Raw genomic sequence first — 16,942 nt, forward strand, 5'->3', positions numbered from 1 at the left:
AGGGGAGGAGCGGGCTGATTTCGTTCAATTCATGGGTGAAACTCCGGTGCCTGGGCCTGCCGCAGGCCATGGGCCGTGTGGTTGAGGATTACCCCGTTGGATAGGTCCTGCTCAAGCATAGGCATCAGGGAAGCATTGCTCCGGATCCCATGATGAACGGCACCGCGCCAGGCCCTGGGGGTGACGCCTTCCAGGCGGGTAAAGGTCCGGGTGAAATGCGAGTGGTCGCCGAAACCGCATTCATAGGCGACTTCGGTGATGGGCATCGCTGTGACCAGCAGGCTTTTGGCCTTTTCGATCTTCATCCTCATCAACCAGCCTTGCGGCGAATGGCCGGTAATCTTTTTGAATGCCCGGGAAAAATGGCTGCGCGACAGGTTGCACTGCTCGGCTACTTCGCTGATGCGTAGGCAGCTGCCCATGTCACGCATCATCAGTTCCTTGGCGCGGCGTTCCTGCCAGCCGGTCAAGGCTCCCAGCGGTCTTGCAAGGGCGCCTGGAATGTCTGAATTCATCGATTGTGGGTTCATGACGGCTCTCCTGGTCGTTGAGGAAAGTGTGTCCGCCAATGACATTTAAAGTCCTTAAACAAACCTTAAGAGTTATGAAATATTGCACTCGTTGATGACGCTTAGTTGGGCAAATCATGCTGGCATTTGGCCTATTAGCCTTGATGAAACTAGCCGGCGGATTAGTTGGGCCAAGGCTATTAAGTTGACGGTTCGGTCAATGAATGGCGGGGAAGGGAAGAGCGGGCTGAATATCAGGTCATGAACAGTGGACGGCTCGAGCGCCGATTACCGGTGTAGCGCTCTGGACAGGCCTTTTCAAGGCCGCTCGCCACGGCAGCGCGGACCAATGGAAAGTCACCGCGAGGAATACCACGAAAGAAACAACGCGCAGACTCTGGTACCAATGCGCGGAGCCAGTCGAACAAGGAACCTGACGAGGAAAGTTGCCCGAAAGCCCAACTAATCGACGCCTGTTATTTGTGCACTTGCCTATTCAGGCGCGCGTTATTGGGGCGGTGTCCGAAGTTCAATTCCCAGGGTGCTGCTTAAAAAAGCACAAACAAACAATTTGCGCATTACCGGGGCAGGCAGACTGCTTGTCCGGGTCAATGGTGTGTGCGGGACATTTCCAGATCCGGCTGATTCATTCCAACTTCTGCTACGGAGCATCCCTTATGACTACATTCACCACGCGTGACGGCACCCAGATTTATTACAAGGACTGGGGCAGCGGCCAGCCGATTGTCTTCAGCCATGGCTGGCCGCTGAATGCCGACAGTTGGGAGTCGCAGATGATTTTCCTCGCCGCCCAGGGCTACCGGGTCATCGCTCACGACCGTCGCGGCCATGGCCGCTCCAGCCAGCCGTGGTCCGGCAATGACATGGACACCTATGCCGATGACCTCGCACAACTGATCGAACATCTGGATTTGCGCGATGCCGTGCTGTTCGGTTTCTCCACCGGTGGCGGCGAAGTGGCGCGTTACATCGGCCGTCATGGCACCGCCCGCGTGGCCAAGGCCGGGCTGATTTCCGCGGTGCCGCCGCTGATGCTCAAGACCGAAGCCAACCCTGGCGGCTTGCCGATGGAGGTGTTCGACGGCATTCGCCAGGCCTCGCTGGCCGATCGCTCGCAACTGTACAAAGACCTCGCCAGCGGTCCGTTTTTCGGCTTCAACCAGCCCGGCGCGAAACCGTCCGCCGGCATGGTCGACTGGTTCTGGCTGCAGGGCATGGCCGCCGGCCACAAAAACGCCTACGACTGCATCAAGGCGTTCTCGGAAACCGACTTCACCGAAGACCTGAAGAAAATCGACGTGCCGACGCTGGTGGTGCATGGCGACGCCGACCAGGTAGTGCCGATCGAAGCGTCGGGCATCGCCTCGGCAGCGCTGGTCAAGGGTTCCACGCTGAAGATCTACTCCGGTGCTCCCCACGGCCTGACCGATACCCATAAAGATCAGCTCAACGCCGACCTGCTGGCGTTCATCAAGGGTTGACGCGCCTCGGGCGCGGGCCCAGTTCCGCGCCTGACTCCACGCCTTATAAGCCCAAATGGACTTCACTCACGCCCACCGGTTGCTCAGCGCGGCCCAGCACTGATCGCATCCGGCACCATGCTCCGTGACAAGGGTGTCACGTAGCGCGCTCTAGCATTTCAATTCACGACCGCATCCGTTACCCACGGGCAATTCAGGGTGCAGGTCGCGCCCTGTCAACTCACGCCGAGTTATCGGCGTTATCGAGAGCGATCAAGATGTTGAAATGCTTACGGACCCGTCAAGGGTTCGCCGGCGTGGCATTGGCCGCGTTACTGGCACTGCTGTGCTTCTGGGGATTGGGCGATGTGCCTTTGCTGAGCACCAACGAAGCTCGCCGCGCGGTCAGTGTTCGAGAGATGTACGCCAGTGGCGAGTGGCTGTTGCCACGCATGAACGGCGAGCCGTACCTGACCAAACCACCACTGTTCAACTGGCTGGCGCTGTTGCCGACGAGCCTGCTCGGCGGCGCAAGCGAGTGGGCGGTACGCTTGCCTTCCGCGGTACTAGGCCTGCTCCTGCTGCTTGGTACCTATCTGCTGGGCGCGCGCATGGGTGGGCGTGCGGCAGGCTACTTCGCGTGCCTGTTCCTGGCGGCCAACGCAGGGTTCAGCCTGTTCGCCCGCCGCGCCGAGATCGAGATGACCCTGGCCGCATTCTGTGGCTTTGCCGTGATCTCGGCCTGGTACTACCTCTTTCACGATCCCAGGAAACGCTGGTCCCGCCTGAGCCATGCCTGCCTCGGTTGCGCGCTACTGACCAAGGGGCCGGTGGCCCTGTTGCTGGTGACGCTGCCGATAGGCGTGTACTACCTGGTCACCCGTGACCGCCGTGCCAAGGCGCTGTTGGGCGATGGCCCCGGCTGGTTGCTAGCGCTCGGTATCGGTGGTTGGTGGTATTGCTGGGTGATGGCCACGCAGGGACTGACGATCTGGCAGGCGACGCTGCAGGAGGACATTGTCAAGAAAATCGATACGGCCGCGGGTGAACCATGGTTCGCCTACCTGGGCTACCTGGCAGGCGACTTCTTCCCCTACTGGCTGGTGGTGCTGGTTCGACCAGGCGTCTGGTTGAAGACCGCAAGGAGCAATCCCCAGTTGATACTGCTGGGGTGTGTCGCGTTCGTACCCTTGGCGTTGTTTTCAGGTTTTGACGAGAAGCATGCAAAGTATCTGCTGCCGATCTATCCGGCGCTGTCGGTGCTGTTGGCCTGGCAAGCCAACCGGTTGCTTGCCGTTGCAGCAGGTTGGAGGCGCAGGTTGCTGGTGATGACGCCCACCGTGATGCTTTGCGCGTATGTCCTGTTCTACTCGGTCGCCGAGGTGCGCCTGCGTCAGCATCGTATCGCCGCGCTGCCACTGATCGAACAGACGCTGGACCGCTATCGCCAGCAGGCGCTGTACAGCCTGGGCGAGCCGGATATGCGCCTGGTCTACTATGCGAATCGGCGGGTCAGTCCGCTGAGCGTCGAACAGGTCCACGCACTGGCCGCAAGCGAGGATCTGTTGTTCGTCAATGGGCCATTACCGACCTCGCTGGAGTATCTGGCTCCCTGTGTTCGCCAACGCTTTCGGCCCTATCTGCGGCAGAACAAGGAAGCCGTGCTGATCCAGATGGCAGGCGAATGCTATCGCGACTGATACGGCGTAATCGGATCAATGACCGTTTCAATCCAGCGGCTTGTTCCAGGTGAAGCGGTAGACCTGCGTTTCATCGTCGTCGCCATGGCACTTTCCATTGTCCGCGTCGGCTTTCAGCAGGTAGCGTTCAGGATCGCTAAGCGGCTGTGCCGCCTGAGGCTTGAAACAACGGGCCAACTCGGAGGCGCTGATCAACGCATGGCTGCCCGGGTTGGCGCGCAACCATTGGACGGCCTTTTCAGTCTGGCCCGGTGCCTCCATGCCGAAATGCACCAGAGGCTGACGCGCATACAACCAATGTCCTTCGCGCCAGTGGGTCAACACCAGCTCGCTGCCCTGGGAAAGGGAAGCCACTTCTTTCATCAGCGCCTGACGTTCACTGCCGCCTTCCACCAGCGGCTCGATGAAGCCCCTGGCGAACCAGGCCGCGAACCAGAACACGGCCATGGCTCCGGCCCATTTCCCAAGCCTTGGCCGCTGCGCGAACCAGCGCCGTATCAGCCAGGGCAGCAAGGGGGCCATGACCAGTACCAGGGCGGGCAGGGCGGGGTAGATATAGAGTTTGCGCTTGCCGCTGCTGAAGCTGAAGAACAGCAGCACCATCAAGACCCAGGTCAGCAGGACCAGATAGCGGCCATCCCGCTTGGCCAGTTGTCGTCGCCATCCGCCGATGGCCCAGGGCAACAGCAGCACCAGCGGCAGCCAGTACTGGGGAATGACCTGGACGAAGAAGTACCAGATGGGTTCGCGATGGTGCCAGGCATCGGTATAGCGTTGGGCGGTCTGCTTGAGCAGGATATTCGACAGGTAGGCACGTCCCTGCGCATTGTCATCGAGCACCACGCTGACGAGCAAAGGCACCAGCCAGGTGGCCATTGCCGCCAGCATCAGCAGCGGCCCTGTCATCCAGGCACGGCCCGAGGCGTGGATCGGCGTCACACCGCTCCAGCCTTGGCGCACGGCGTAGGCCCAAGGCATCAGCAGCAACGCCGGCAGAAAGCCGACGCCTTTGCTGATGACACCGAAGCCCATGGCCATGCAGGCCAGGTAGAACCAGCCCCACGCCGGCCCCAGCAACAGGTGGCGACACATTCCGTACAGGCCCAGTGCAATCCAGAGCAGCAGAAGACCGTCGATCTGGCCCGCTCGCTGAATGCTGTAGGTCTGATAGGTGGCCAGGAACAGCAGCCCGGTCAGGGTGCCGACACGACGGTTCCACAACCGGCTCCCCAGGTCGCAGAGGAGCCCGGTGGCTACGGTTCCGGCCAGTAATGCGGGGAGAAACAGAGCCATACCTGCAGGTATGCCCAGGCGCACCAGCAGCGCCACCGCCCATATGAACAACGGCGGTTTGTCGGCATAGATCTCACCTGCCCGGTGGGGTATCAACCATTCACCGCTGTCGAGCATTTCCAGCGCCACGCCGAGAAAACGTTCTTCGTCCACGTTGGACAGCGGACGCAGCCCCAGGCCTGCGCCAATCATGAACACGGCCAGCAGCATCAACTGCCCGGTTTGTCGGGATCTGCGCGGCATGTCATTGCTCCAGCTCGCTGGGCAGGCAATCCAGGCGTACGCGTCGCATCAGCCACCAGACACCCAGCAGGTCGACCGCGCCGACCAGTGCGCGGTCCAGATTGCCGTAGTTGGAAACCCCCGCGCCGCGTGGTCGGTGGTTTACCGGCAACACGCAGATCTCGCCGCCTTGGCGCAGGATCAGCGCCGGCAAGTAGCGATGCATATGGTCGAAGTAGGGCAGGCGCAGGAACGCGGCACGCTCGATGAGCTTCAGGCCGCAGCCGGTGTCCGGTGTGTGGTCTCGCAGCAGGAAGCGGCGCAAATGATTGGCCAGGCGCGACGCCCAGCGCTTGCTGGTGCTGTCGCGTCGGTCGATGCGGTGACCGGCAATCAGCTGCAACTGTGAAGCGCTGCCGGCTGAGCGCATGAACTCGAGCATCCTGGGAATGTCGGCGGGATCGTTCTGCCCATCGCCGTCGAGCGTCGCCAGCCAGGCCCCCCTGGCGGCCTGGGCGGCATGAAGGATCGCCGTGCTTTGCCCCAGCGAGCAGCTGTGACGCAGGATCCTCAGCTGAGGGTAACCTCGGCGCCTGATGTCAAGCAGGCGCTGCGCGGTGCCGTCAGTGCTGCCGTCGTCGACCACAATGACTTCGAAGCGCTCTTGCTGCAGAGACAGGTGTACTTCAGTCAGCAACGCGGGCAGATTTTCCGCCTCGTTCCTGGCAGGAATCAGGATAGAGAGCAAAACAGGGTGGGTCATGACGGAACCATCATTGTGAGGGGGTGTTTGAGACCGTCGGCTCCATGTCGTCCGGCGGCAGGTCCTGATGCTTGAACAGCCGGGTGCCTAGCAGCAGGCAAGCGACAAACAAGGCACTGGCGCCAACGAATCGCAGCGTGGGTGAAACGTTGCCGCCGTCACCCAGCAAAGCGAAGATCAATGACTGCGGGACGAAACCCAGGGCACTGGCGAAGAGGAAAGCAGGTAGGGGAACGCGGTAGATCCCGGCGACGAGATTAGTGACCAGGTTGCTGCCAACAGGTGACAACCTGGCTAGCAAGGTGGTTAGGAACGGTCGATGGCGCACGTAGCGACCGACAGAGGGGAGGCGTCGCTGGACGGCCTGTAGCACTGGACTCGCGCTAAACAGGCGAGCGTACGCAAACGCAGGAACGCAACCCAGAGTGGTCGCCAGTACTGTTATCGAACAGCCAAGCCCGAAACCGAAGGCGTATCCGGCTAGAAAGGCCATGGCCTGCCGCGGTAGTCCGACGGCAGTGAACATCGCTCCGGCAAGCAGGAACAGGAGCACACCTTCCAGGCCACGGTCACGGACGTGCTGCTCGACCCACTGCGTGTCGAGCGGTGGGATGAATCCGCTACCATGCAGTAGCCAGCTAATCAGCAGCAACCCCAGGAACCCTCCGGCACTTTTACTGACGGCCCGTATCCTGCGCCTGTGCATGTTTTTCACCTGTGTCGAAGCCCCCGAAGCATTCGGACTCGTTTTCATGCGCGATAGAACGTCCGATACCACTGGACGAAGCTGTCGATGCCTTGGGGCAGGGGCGTTTTCGGACGGAATCCGGTGCGCGCCTCCAGGGCGCTGACATCGGCCCATGTGTCGTAGACGTCACCGGGCTGCATGCGTTTGCGGTGGCGTATGGCGCTTGCGCCCGTGGCGGATTCGATGCAGCCGATCAGTTCGGCCAGGCTTGAGGGGGTGCCGAAGCCGATGTTGTAGGTGGCATGAGGTACGTCGTTGTCGCGGGCGCCGCTTTTCGGCCCGAAGCAAGGGATGCAGTTCAGCAGTTGAACGATGCCCTCGACGACATCGTCGATGTAGGTGAAATCCCGTGACAGGTTGCCACCGTTGTAGAGGTCGATCGGCCAGCCTTCGAGCATGGCCTGGGTGAACTTGAAGGGCGCCATGTCTGGTCTGCCCCAGGGGCCATAGACGGTGAACAATCGCAGGCCGGTGGCTGGCTGGCCGAACAGGTGTGCGTAGCTGTGGGCCATCATTTCATTAGCACGCTTGCTCACTGCATAGAGCGACACGGGAATGGTCGGGGCATCCTCCCGCAGGGGCAGTGCGCGACTGATACCGTAGACGGAACTGCTGGAGGCATAGAGCAGATGTCCGACGACGGAGCGACGGCAGCCCTCGAGAATGTTGACGAAGCCTTGGAGGTTGCTGTCCACATAGACATGGGGGTTGTCGATCGAGTAACGGACACCGGCCTGCGCCGCCAGGTGCACGACACGGTCGAAGCGATGCTCGTCGAACAGTTTGCGCATCGCCTGGGTATCGGCGATATCCTGTTTCCTGAACTGGAACCGCGGATTCTCCATCAGCAAGTCCAGCCGAGCCAGTTTCAGGTCGATGGCATAGTAGCCGTTCAGGTTGTCGAGCCCGAGCACTTGGTGGCCTTCCTGGCACAAACGCCTTGCCACATGCGAACCAATGAATCCCGCGCACCCCGTCACTAGGATATTCATGGTCATGCCGGCCTCACCGCAGGACGTCCTATGGGGTAATAGCTGAGGGATTCGCGCAGCATCTGCCGGGGGTCGAACAGGTTGCGTCCGTCGAACACCACGGCATCCCTCAAAGCTTGGCGAACCTTGCCCAGGTCGCAGGCCCGGAATACTCGCCACTCCGTCATGATCACCAGTGCATGCGCGCCCTCCAGTGCCGCCTCCTGCGACTCGACAAGGCGCAGGTCCGGGCGCTCGCCGTACAGGCGACTGGCCTGTTCCATGGCCTCGGGGTCGAAGGCGCGGACCTGCGCGCCCGCCGACCACAGGGCCTCGAGCAGTACGCGGCTGGGCGCTTCGCGCATGTCATCGGTGTCGGGCTTGAACGAAAGCCCCCAGACCGCGAACGTCTTGCCACGGAGATCGCCGTGGTAATGCGCACTAATGTGCTCGAAGACGCGGGTTTTCTGACGCTGGTTGACCGCCTCGACGGCGTCCAGCAGGTGGCTCTGGCACCCCTCCTGGCGGGCAATAGCGCGTAGCGCGCGGATGTCCTTGGGAAAACAGGAACCGCCAAAGCCACAGCCCGGATAGATGAAATCATGGCCGATCCGGGTGTCGGAACCGATGCCCAGGCGAACCATTTCGATGTCCGCCCCCAGGCGCTCCGCCAGGTTGGCCATCTCGTTGATGAACGACACCCGGGTGGCCAGCATGCTGTTGGCCGCATACTTGGTCAGCTCGGCACTGCGGCTGTCCATGACGATGAGCTTCTCATGGTTACGGGAGAACGGGGCATAGACCGCGCGCACCACGTCAAGTCCACGAGTGCCGTCGATGCCGACGACGATGCGATCGGGCCGCATGCAGTCATCGAGCGCGGAGCCTTCCTTGAGAAATTCGGGGTTGGCCAGGACCTCGAGGGTGTGCTCGCACCCGCGCTGCCTGACCACCCGTGCCATCAGGGCCCTCAGTTGCTGCGCCGTCCCGACCGGTGAAGTGGACTTGTTGATGACGATCTTGTCGCCTTGGGCATGCGTTGCAATGGCCCTGGCCACGGCCAGGACGTTGTCGAGATTAGCACTGCCGTCTTCGTCGGCAGGGGTTCCCACGGCGATGAAGACGACTTCGGAAAAGTCTACCGCGTCAGCGGCGGAATCGGTGAAGCGCACACGACCGGCCGCGAGGTTGGTTTTCAGCAACGCTTCCAAGCCGGGTTCGAAGAACGGGCAACGCCCTGTCTGCAGCATGGCAAGGCGTTGCCTGTCCACGTCGGTGCAGCAGACGTCATGCCCTGCCTGGGCAAGGCAAACGGCCAAGGTGAGCCCGACGTAGCCGGTTCCGAAAAGGGTGATGTTCATGGTCTGCCTGTATGCACGGTTGCAGAAACTGCTGGCAACCGCAGGTGTTGGGTACTTGTGCCGTAACATCCTTGTCGGGCGGTTGTGTTCAGAAGCCAGTCGGCCAGCGGGTCAGGGCATTGTTCAGAAGGAATATCCCAGCCCGAGCATGACCGTGGACTGATGACCCTTTTCGGTCAGCGGGCTGTCCTTGACACTGCCGGAGAATCGCTCCATCGCCATGCGCCCCAACAGGTGCCAGTGATCGCTCATCTGCCAATGGCTGTTGACTGCGACGCCGTAGTTCACGCCACTGCCCGCCGAGTAGCTGTCGCGCAACGCATTGCTTGCCGATGGGTCGACGCCGAAGTAGTAGTCGTTCTGCTTGGCGCTGACCCAGGTTGTCGTGGCCTCCGGTGTGACACGCCAGGTGGGGGAGAGCGACAATGTCCTCGAAAGGCCGAGTTCGACGCTCTGTCCCTTGTGCGCGGCGCTGATATCGGTCATCAGGGCGCCCTTCATCTCGGCCCAGCCCAGGTCGTAACGCAGCACCAGGCCGCCTTCAAGCGCCGAGTCGCGGTCCTTCAACCCGTCGTACAGCCGACTGGAAGACTTGGCATCACTGGTCTTGAAGCCGGATGGGTTGTATTGCAGTGCGGCGCCGATACTGAAGTCGCCCTGCTCGTAGAGGTCGTATCCCGCCTGCAGCCCTTCGACCCAGAAGTTCCCACTCCGGCCATTGAGCAGGGGGACAAGTTTGCTGCCGGCGTCCATATCCTTGTAAAGCTTGGATTGGCTGGCCACGCCAAGTCCGACCGTGAAGGGTCGATCTTCTGCCATGATTGAAAAACTGGTTGCAATCAACGCAAGCGCACTGAAAGAAAGTCGCATCTTGAAGTTCTTCCGAAAGTGTTATGGTCTGTCCGATCGACATTAATCAATGGGGTGTGACGCAAATGTCACGTGCGAACAGGGCCGATGCGAGTCAGCCCAGGCGGTCTTGAGCAGACCGGTCTAGACGCACTGGCTTTCATGGTCCGGCGCTCCAGGCGTCTGCCCCGGAGCATCGGCAACACCGAGCTGTGTTGATGCTGCAAGGCATCGTCGCTGCGCGAGGGGGGCTCTATGGCCTGCCGTACATAGGCCCCCGGGTACTGTCGCCGGCGGCGCCATAGGTTCGCAGCGTACGGTCCAGAATGATCAGGCTGGTGGCATAGGCAGGCATGTTGGCATCGATGCTTTCATCGGTGTTCTTGGAGGAATTGATCAGCAATCCGAACACGAGCGAGGTCATGACCATAAAAAAGATGTACGTCACCAGGCGCACGACCAGACGAAGAGCGCGGCCGAAATCACAAGTGATGCCAGACATCTCTCCACAATCAGGTGACGGCTTACAAGGAACCTAGCCTTGGAGCGCAATCGCACAACCGTGAAGCATCCGCGTCAGGAAAACTCCACCCGGGCGACGAAGCGAGTGGATTCGCGGGTGATGGTCAAGCGCCATCCGCAATGGGTGCACAGACGCTGCACGATACCAAGCCCGTAGCCGAAGCCCGAGTGGAGGTCGCTGCCCGGGTCGAGGCCATTGATCAGTAGCAGATGGTCGGGGTCGGCCTGGACTTGCAGGTAGTCGCTGCCGTGCACCAGGGCATTGCCCATCAGGTTGTTGACCAGCACCTGCAGCGCGCTCGGCGGTGCGGCGACAAGCAGCTGTGGGTCGATTGCCAGGTCCACGCGCAATGCCTTGCTGGCCAGGTAGTCGGCGTACTTGTACGTGCATGCGTCAAGCAGCGGGCGCAGGGCCACGGCCTGGCTCGGCATCCGTTCGCCTTCCCGACCCAGGTAGAGAAACAGCTGCACCAAGGTCTCCATCTCGCCACTGGCCTGCTCGATGCGCTCCAGGCCGCGGGCCTGTTTCTCGGCGCTGCAGGTGGGCAGGCGCAGTACGGCCAGGCTGTTGCGGATGACGCCCAAGGGCGTGCGCAATTCATGGCTGGCGTGGCGGGTGAAGGCCCGTTCGCGCTCCAGGGCGTCGTGCAGGCGGTCGACCAGTTGCGACAGCGCACGGCTCAGCGTACCGACTTCATCCTTGCGCCCATGACCGGGCAGATCGGTGCCTGGCCGCCACCCCTGGGCGACGGCATCGGCCAGTTGCGTCACCGGCGAGGCCAGGTGCCTGGCGCCAACGACCGCGAGCACGGCGCCGGCAATGATGACCAGCCCTGCCACCCCCCACAGCGTGCTGAACAACAAGCTGGCATGCCGATCCAGCGAGCTGAGTTGCGATTCATCAAGCTCCAGATACAGGTTTTCTCCGGCTGTCGGCAGGTAGATCACCTGGACATGGGTGCGTTCATCGTCCAGCTCATGACGGCCGGGTGGTAACGCGCGGTAACTCTCCGGCAGGCTTGGGTCCTTGGCCCAATAGCTACGCAGGTAGCTGGTTGCCGGCAAAGGCGTGGTCGCCGGTGACCGAGCGTAGTCCTGCTGGAAGCGGGAAACCTCACGGTCCAGGTAACTGTTGACGATATGGTCTTCGGTGATGATCACCGAAGACCAGACCAGCAGGCTGTACATCACGGCGATGAACACCGTGAAGGGCAGGAGGGTGTACAGCGCGCGGGCGAAGAACGAGCTAGTCGGGTATAGCAAGGCGATAACCCTTTCCATGGACTGTCTTGACAAGGTCGCGCTCAAAGGGGCGGTCCAGTGCCTGGCGCAGCCGATAGATATGGGTGCGCAATGGGTCGCTTTCCGGCAGTTCGTCGGGCCACAGGGCATTCTCCAGCTTGTGCCGGCTGACCGTATCGGGAGCGGCTTCGGCGAGCAACGACAGCAGGCGGATCGTTATGTCCTGGAGGTCGATTGCCAGCCCCTGCCGGTAGACTTTCTGCCGTTTGAGGTCGATCAGCAGTTCGCCACAGGTCTGTTGCCCGCCGCTGCTGGGCAGTTTGCCTCGGCGCAACAGCGCGTGCAGGCGGCAGACCAGCTCCTGCGGCTCGAACGGTTTGATCAGATAGTCGTCGGCGCCGGCTTCGTAGCCGTCGAGCTTGTCGGCCAGCGTGTCACGAGCGGTCAGGAACAGAATCGGGGTGTGGTCCTGACGCTTGCGCAACGCCTTGCAGGCCCGCAGGCCATCGAGCCCGGGCATGGTCACATCCATGACGATGGCGTCGTAGCGTTGTTCGAGAGTGCGCTCCAGACAGGATTGGCCGTTGAAGGCGAAGTCGACCTCGAAGCCGACCTCGCTGAGGTAATCGGCCAGGGACCCGGCCAAGGCGCGATCGTCTTCGACCAAAAGTATCTCGATCATTCTTTGGTTCCCTTGGCGGCGGCCCACTGCGCGCCGATCGATTTGATGCCGGCCTCGGCGCACAACGTGTCGAAGTCCTGGCCGAGGGCGTTCTGGCCCGGAGCACCAGCGACACCGACACCGCCGACGTACTGATTGTCGTGGACCACCGGCAAGCCACCGCTGAGCGTGGTCAGGCCGATTGCATGGAAGGCCACGCCCAGGCTTTGTTCGTGGTCGTTGCCGCCAAGGATATCGCCAGTTGACGCACGCCGCGAGGCTGCCGTGCGAGCCTTGCGTTCACTGGTCTTGCGGGCATGGGCGAAGGCGTCGTCCGAGACCAGCAGCACAAGGGGCAAGGCCTGTCGGTCGACCACGCTGACCGCCACCGAGAAGCCCATTCGCTGACAGGCCAGCCGGGTCTCGGTGGCGAGTTTCAATGCCGCGTCAAAGCCGAGACTGGGCCGTGTCTGGCTCGGTGCCTGGCCGAACGAGTGACTGCCGAGAGACATCAAACCAATGAACAGCAGGGTGTGGATCGGATTCATGGCACGCTCCTGTGATAACGATAATGAGGGGCGCACCCTAGCCGGGCCCAGGTGATACGGATGTGACTTGCTGCGACAAGTAGTTCACTTGCGCCTGGCTAGCATCGGCGCCATGAAGACATCCAGCCCCCACTTGCCCTCCATGTTCGCCTCCCTGGTCTGCTACCTGGGCGTGGGCAGCTTGGCTACCGCGGCCCACCAGGCATTGTTCCTGCTGTTCGTCGCCCTGGACCAGGCGCTGCTCGGCAGCATCCTAGGCGCGCTTTTGGGAGCCTTGCTGAGTTTCGCTCTGGGCAGTCGTACCTGCTTCGCCAGCCGGGGCGGTAAGACGCTGCAACCGCTTCGCTTCGCCTGCGTCGCCGGTCTGCACAACATCCTCAACGCCGTGGCCATGGTGCTGCTGCTTCGTCATGAAACCCATCCCTTGCTTGCCCAGGCCCTGACCACGGGTTGCCTGACCCTGCTGGTTTTTTTCCTCCACCGTCAATGGACCTATCACCATGCTGACCTTGTCCCCTCCCGCACAGGGCGCTGATCCGCGCCTGAGCATCATCGTGCCCTGCTATCAGGAAGAACTCGTGCTGCAGGCGTTCCATCAACGTATGCGCGCCGTCATCGCCACCCTGCCGGTGTCATGCGAACTGCTCTACATCAACGACGGCAGCCGCGACGGCACCGCCGCGCTGCTGCGCCATTTCGAGCGCTGGGAGAGCGCGCGGGCCCTGCACCTGAGCCGCAATTTCGGCAAGGAAGCGGCTATCCGTGCGGGTATCGACCATGCGCGCGGGCAGGCAGTGGTGCTCATCGACGCCGACCTGCAGGATCCTCCGGAGCTGATTGCCGACATGGTCAGGCATTGGCTGCAAGGCTACGACGTGGTCAACATGCAGCGTTCACGAAGGGCTGGAGACACCTGGCTGAAGAGGACCACGGCGCGCTTGTACTACCGCATCATGCACAGGCTGGTGGCGCGGGGAACGCTGCCCGAGGAGGTCAGCGACTTTCGCCTGATCGGCCCCGCGCCCTTGGCTGCCTTGCGGGCAATGGACGAGCGGGCAGGGCTGTTCAAGGGGTTGGTCGGCTGGATGGGCTTTCGCAGCATCGAATTGCCCTATGAGCGCGTCGAGCGGGCCGCAGGTGAAACCAAATGGAACTACCCGGCGTTGCTGGGATTGGCCGCTGAAAGTGTGCTGGCGTTCTCACGCAGGCCACTGCGTTGCTTCAGTTTCCTGAGCCTGGGGCTGTTGCTGGTATGCGTGACCTGGATGCTGGCGGCGCTGTTCGCCGGCAGCTTCTCGGCCGTGCACCTGTTATTGGGGGTGGGAGGGGTGTTGTGCCTGGGCGTGGCGATGGTCGGAGAGTACCTGGGCGCGACCTTGTTCGAAGTCAAGCGTCGTCCGCACTACCTGCTGCAGACGGCGCCGCCGGACTCGGTGGAAACGCTGCACCCTGTGGGCCGCGGCGAACGGAGGCCGGCATGAGCGAACACGCACGGCGCAACCTGCTGTGGGGGCTGCTGGCGGCGATCCTGGCGCTGCGCCTGGTCGGTCTTGGCGCCTATCCACTCATGGACACCTCCGAGGCACGTTACGGTGAAATGGCGCGCAAGATGCTCGAACTCGATGACTGGGTCACCCCGATGTTCAATTACGGGGTGCCGTTCTGGGGTAAGCCGCCGCTGTCGTTCTGGACCCAGGCGGCCAGCATGCACTGGCTGGGCGTCGGCGAGTTCGCCGTGCGCCTGCCGGCCTGGTTGATCCATGTACTCAGTTGCCTGTTGATCGTCGAGATGGGGCGTCGCGAACGGCGCCTGGAGGTCGGGCTGCTTGGCGCGGTCATCTATTCCAGCTGTACGCTGGGGCTGATCGCCAGTGGCGTGGTGCTGACCGATCCGGCCCTGTCGCTGGCCCTGCTGATGGCCTACCTGGGCTTCTGGCAAGGCATGCGGCACAACGCGCGTAACTGGGCCCGCCTAGGTTTCGCCGGCCTGGGTCTCGGTCTGCTGGCCAAAGGGCCGCTGGCATTGGTCCTGTTCGGCATTCCCGCACTGGCCTGGACTGCCTATCACCAACAGTGGAAAGCCCTGTGGCGCCTGCCTTGGTTGAGCGGAACCCTAGCGATGCTGCTGATCGCTGTACCGTGGTATGTGCTGGCAGAGCTCAGGACCCCTGGGTTTCTCGACTACTTCCTGATCGGAGAACACTGGAAGCGCTACGTCATCAGCGAATGGAGCGGTGACCTCTATGGCAACGCGCACGCCAAGCCACTGGGCACGATCTGGTTGTATCTGTTGGGTGCGCTGTTCCCCTGGAGCCTGTTGCTGCCGGTGTTGTATCTGAACCGCAAGGTCGCGCAGGGCGGGATGTTCCGGGGGTTCCTGTGGTGCTGGGCGCTGGCTACGCCGGTGTTCTTCAGCCTGGCGGGCAACATTCTGTGGACCTATGTGCTGCCGGCGTTGCCAGCATGGGCATTGCTACTGGCCGACAGCCTGTCGCGCCGAAACGCCCCGCGCCTGGCCTTGGTCGCGCCCGTGGCGCTGGCCTTGCCATTACTGGCGCTGGCAATGGTGCTGCACGGCAGCCTGGAGCAGCGTCCGCAAAATCAACGAGGGCTGGTCACCGCCTGGCAGCGCGCCAGCGTCGCCCATCCGGGGCCGCTGGTCTACTTAGGGCGACGCTCGTATTCCGCGGAGTTCTACAGCGCCGGCAAGGCACGTCGTATCGACTCGTTCGACCAGTTGCCCATGGGCCAGGTCTTCTACTTGGCGCGTCGCTTGCGCGATCTCGACGAGCCGTTGCCCAGCCTTCTCGACTGCGTGTCGCTGGCGCAGACCAATGCCAGCCTCCTGCTGCGCTGTCAGCCGTTGCCGGTCAGCAAAACCTTGCCTACTTCCATCGGAACAACACATTCATGAATCGCTTCGTCCTTTTCTTGATCCGCCGCTGGTCGGCCTGGAGACACGCTCCGCTGGCATGGCTGGCATGCCTGCTGGTTGTCAGCCTGCCATTGCTGTCGTGGTTCGAAGTCGACGACGTCCTGGACCAGCAACTGCAGGAACATCTCACACCACACCAAGTACGCCAGCGCAGCATCTGGCTGCCTGACTACCAATTCGTCCAACGCCTGCAACTGCCAGGCATCGTCGCCAACGCCTCGGACATTGTCTACGTCAGGGAGCGCAACAGCTATTTCGTGGTGGTCAACAGTCCGGCACAGCTCTACGAGTACAGCGAGGATTTCGTGCTCAAGGCCCGTGTCGATCTGGTGGACTTCGAAGATCCCGAGGCCCTGGCCTACGACGGCAAGGGGCATCTGCTGATCGGTGAGGAGCGGCGCCAGAGCGTGGTGACATTGCCCTTGGCGAAACTCGATGGGCCGATCGTGCGCGGTGATCTCGGCACACTGACCATCGCCGAACAGGCCGACAACAACCGCGGCCTCGAGGGTATGGCGTTCGATGCCGACACCCAGGTGCTATTCGCTTCCCAGGAGCAGCGTCCGATCCGGCTGTTCGAGGTGGCGGGGGTGGTGCAACCTGCGCCCGAGGCATTGGCGGACCCCACCTACCAGGCCGCCGTGTCGATGCTCGGCGTACAGCGCCTGCGTATGGAGGACGTGTCGGCCCTGCACTACGACCCGCACACCCGTCATCTGTTGATCCTGAGTGATCAGTCGCGACTGTTGGCCGAATTCGACAGCGGCTACACCCCGGTCAGCTTTATGGACCTGGAGCAGGGCTTCAATGGCCTGGACCAGAGCATGCCGCAGGCCGAAGGCGTGACCCTGGGGGCCCAGCGTGATTTGTTGATCGTCAGCGAACCCAACTTGCTCTACCGCTATACCAGCAAACCACGGGCGACGCAGATGTGATCGGTATTTTCACCGCGGACGTGAAAGTGTTGCCGACTGGTCTTTTCACCATGCCACAGCGGCGGTCATGGCCCTGCTGTTGCAGCGCATGGGGTTCGTTGTGGAGCGTTCCAGCGCACCTCACGAGCGAAACTTCGAGCGGCTACGCGAAGGCGCGATCGTCATGCTCGCACCGTGAGCTGGGGCTGCGGTTTATGTTCAT

At 62.1% G+C, this 16,942-nt stretch carries 18 protein-coding genes; 7 read left to right on the forward strand and 11 right to left on the reverse strand.

What is annotated here, in order from left to right:
- Positions 1–29: 29 nt before the first annotated feature.
- The gene (locus BLV20_RS02715; protein WP_092296625.1) at positions 30–530 is read right to left on the reverse strand and encodes a helix-turn-helix transcriptional regulator; all 501 of its coding nucleotides are present in this window, start codon (positions 528–530) and stop codon (positions 30–32) included.
- A 656-nt stretch (positions 531–1,186) separates the two neighbouring features.
- On the opposite strand from BLV20_RS02715, the gene BLV20_RS02720 reads away from it, so the two are divergent.
- The gene (locus BLV20_RS02720; RefSeq protein ID WP_092296628.1) at positions 1,187–2,011 is read left to right on the forward strand and encodes an alpha/beta fold hydrolase; all 825 of its coding nucleotides are present in this window, start codon (positions 1,187–1,189) and stop codon (positions 2,009–2,011) included.
- 296 nt (positions 2,012–2,307) lie between these two features.
- The gene (locus BLV20_RS02725) at positions 2,308–3,690 is read left to right on the forward strand and encodes an ArnT family glycosyltransferase (protein WP_256577644.1); all 1,383 of its coding nucleotides are present in this window, start codon (positions 2,308–2,310) and stop codon (positions 3,688–3,690) included.
- A 27-nt stretch (positions 3,691–3,717) separates the two neighbouring features.
- Here BLV20_RS02725 and BLV20_RS02730 read toward each other — a convergent pair whose 3' ends face one another.
- The 10 genes from BLV20_RS02730 to BLV20_RS02775 all read right to left on the reverse strand — a co-directional run bounded on the left by BLV20_RS02730 (position 3,718) and on the right by BLV20_RS02775 (position 12,870).
- Positions 3,718–5,226: an ArnT family glycosyltransferase gene (locus BLV20_RS02730; RefSeq protein WP_092296634.1), complete on the reverse strand. Its 1,509-nt coding sequence runs from the start codon at positions 5,224–5,226 to the stop codon at positions 3,718–3,720.
- Position 5,227: 1 nt separating this feature from the next.
- Positions 5,228–5,968 carry a glycosyltransferase family 2 protein gene (locus BLV20_RS02735; RefSeq protein ID WP_092296637.1) on the reverse strand — a complete coding sequence of 247 codons (741 nt, stop codon included), beginning with the start codon at positions 5,966–5,968 and terminating at the stop codon, positions 5,228–5,230.
- A 10-nt stretch (positions 5,969–5,978) separates the two neighbouring features.
- On the reverse strand, positions 5,979–6,722 hold the full coding sequence (locus BLV20_RS02740; RefSeq protein WP_175540127.1) for a TVP38/TMEM64 family protein: 744 nt from the start codon (positions 6,720–6,722) through the stop codon (positions 5,979–5,981).
- Complete coding sequence (locus tag BLV20_RS02745) at positions 6,719–7,708, reverse strand: SDR family NAD(P)-dependent oxidoreductase (protein WP_092297018.1); 990 nt, start codon at positions 7,706–7,708, stop codon at positions 6,719–6,721. Before BLV20_RS02745 ends, BLV20_RS02740 begins: the two co-directional genes overlap by 4 nt.
- 2 nt (positions 7,709–7,710) lie before the next feature.
- Positions 7,711–9,048 (reverse strand): UDP-glucose dehydrogenase family protein, encoded by a 1,338-nt coding sequence (locus BLV20_RS02750; protein ID WP_092296643.1) that lies wholly within the window; start codon positions 9,046–9,048, stop codon positions 7,711–7,713.
- A 123-nt stretch (positions 9,049–9,171) separates the two neighbouring features.
- Positions 9,172–9,918: a MipA/OmpV family protein gene (locus BLV20_RS02755; RefSeq protein WP_092296646.1), complete on the reverse strand. Its 747-nt coding sequence runs from the start codon at positions 9,916–9,918 to the stop codon at positions 9,172–9,174.
- Positions 9,919–10,150: 232 nt separating this feature from the next.
- A complete protein-coding gene (locus tag BLV20_RS02760) occupies positions 10,151–10,399 on the reverse strand; it encodes a hypothetical protein (RefSeq protein ID WP_092296649.1) in 249 nt (82 codons plus the stop codon).
- A 74-nt stretch (positions 10,400–10,473) separates the two neighbouring features.
- The gene (locus BLV20_RS02765; RefSeq protein ID WP_092296652.1) at positions 10,474–11,700 is read right to left on the reverse strand and encodes a sensor histidine kinase; all 1,227 of its coding nucleotides are present in this window, start codon (positions 11,698–11,700) and stop codon (positions 10,474–10,476) included.
- Positions 11,666–12,343, reverse strand: a complete 678-nt coding sequence (locus BLV20_RS02770; RefSeq protein WP_256577639.1) for a response regulator transcription factor — start codon at positions 12,341–12,343, stop codon at positions 11,666–11,668. Before BLV20_RS02770 ends, BLV20_RS02765 begins: the two co-directional genes overlap by 35 nt.
- A complete protein-coding gene (locus BLV20_RS02775) occupies positions 12,340–12,870 on the reverse strand; it encodes a GlcG/HbpS family heme-binding protein (protein WP_092296655.1) in 531 nt (176 codons plus the stop codon). The genes BLV20_RS02770 and BLV20_RS02775 overlap by 4 nt, the downstream gene beginning before the upstream one ends.
- Before the next feature lie 112 nt (positions 12,871–12,982).
- On the opposite strand from BLV20_RS02775, the gene BLV20_RS02780 reads away from it, so the two are divergent.
- The 5 genes from BLV20_RS02780 to BLV20_RS31965 are packed head-to-tail and all read left to right on the forward strand — an operon-like array spanning position 12,983 to position 16,918.
- Positions 12,983–13,405, forward strand: a complete 423-nt coding sequence (locus tag BLV20_RS02780) for a GtrA family protein (RefSeq protein WP_139192669.1) — start codon at positions 12,983–12,985, stop codon at positions 13,403–13,405.
- The gene (locus tag BLV20_RS02785; protein WP_092296661.1) at positions 13,371–14,351 is read left to right on the forward strand and encodes a glycosyltransferase family 2 protein; all 981 of its coding nucleotides are present in this window, start codon (positions 13,371–13,373) and stop codon (positions 14,349–14,351) included. Before BLV20_RS02780 ends, BLV20_RS02785 begins: the two co-directional genes overlap by 35 nt.
- Entirely contained in the window at positions 14,348–15,784 is a 1,437-nt protein-coding gene (locus tag BLV20_RS02790) for an ArnT family glycosyltransferase (protein ID WP_092296664.1), read from the forward strand. Before BLV20_RS02785 ends, BLV20_RS02790 begins: the two co-directional genes overlap by 4 nt.
- On the forward strand, positions 15,781–16,740 hold the full coding sequence (locus BLV20_RS02795; RefSeq protein ID WP_092296667.1) for an SdiA-regulated domain-containing protein: 960 nt from the start codon (positions 15,781–15,783) through the stop codon (positions 16,738–16,740). The genes BLV20_RS02790 and BLV20_RS02795 overlap by 4 nt, the downstream gene beginning before the upstream one ends.
- Positions 16,709–16,918: a glycine betaine ABC transporter substrate-binding protein gene (locus BLV20_RS31965; RefSeq protein ID WP_371914293.1), complete on the forward strand. Its 210-nt coding sequence runs from the start codon at positions 16,709–16,711 to the stop codon at positions 16,916–16,918. Before BLV20_RS02795 ends, BLV20_RS31965 begins: the two co-directional genes overlap by 32 nt.
- Positions 16,919–16,942: the final 24 nt, after the last annotated feature.

Origin of the sequence: Pseudomonas sp. NFIX28, assembly GCF_900107395.1 — a bacterium.
Classification (GTDB): Bacteria; Pseudomonadota; Gammaproteobacteria; order Pseudomonadales; family Pseudomonadaceae; genus Aquipseudomonas.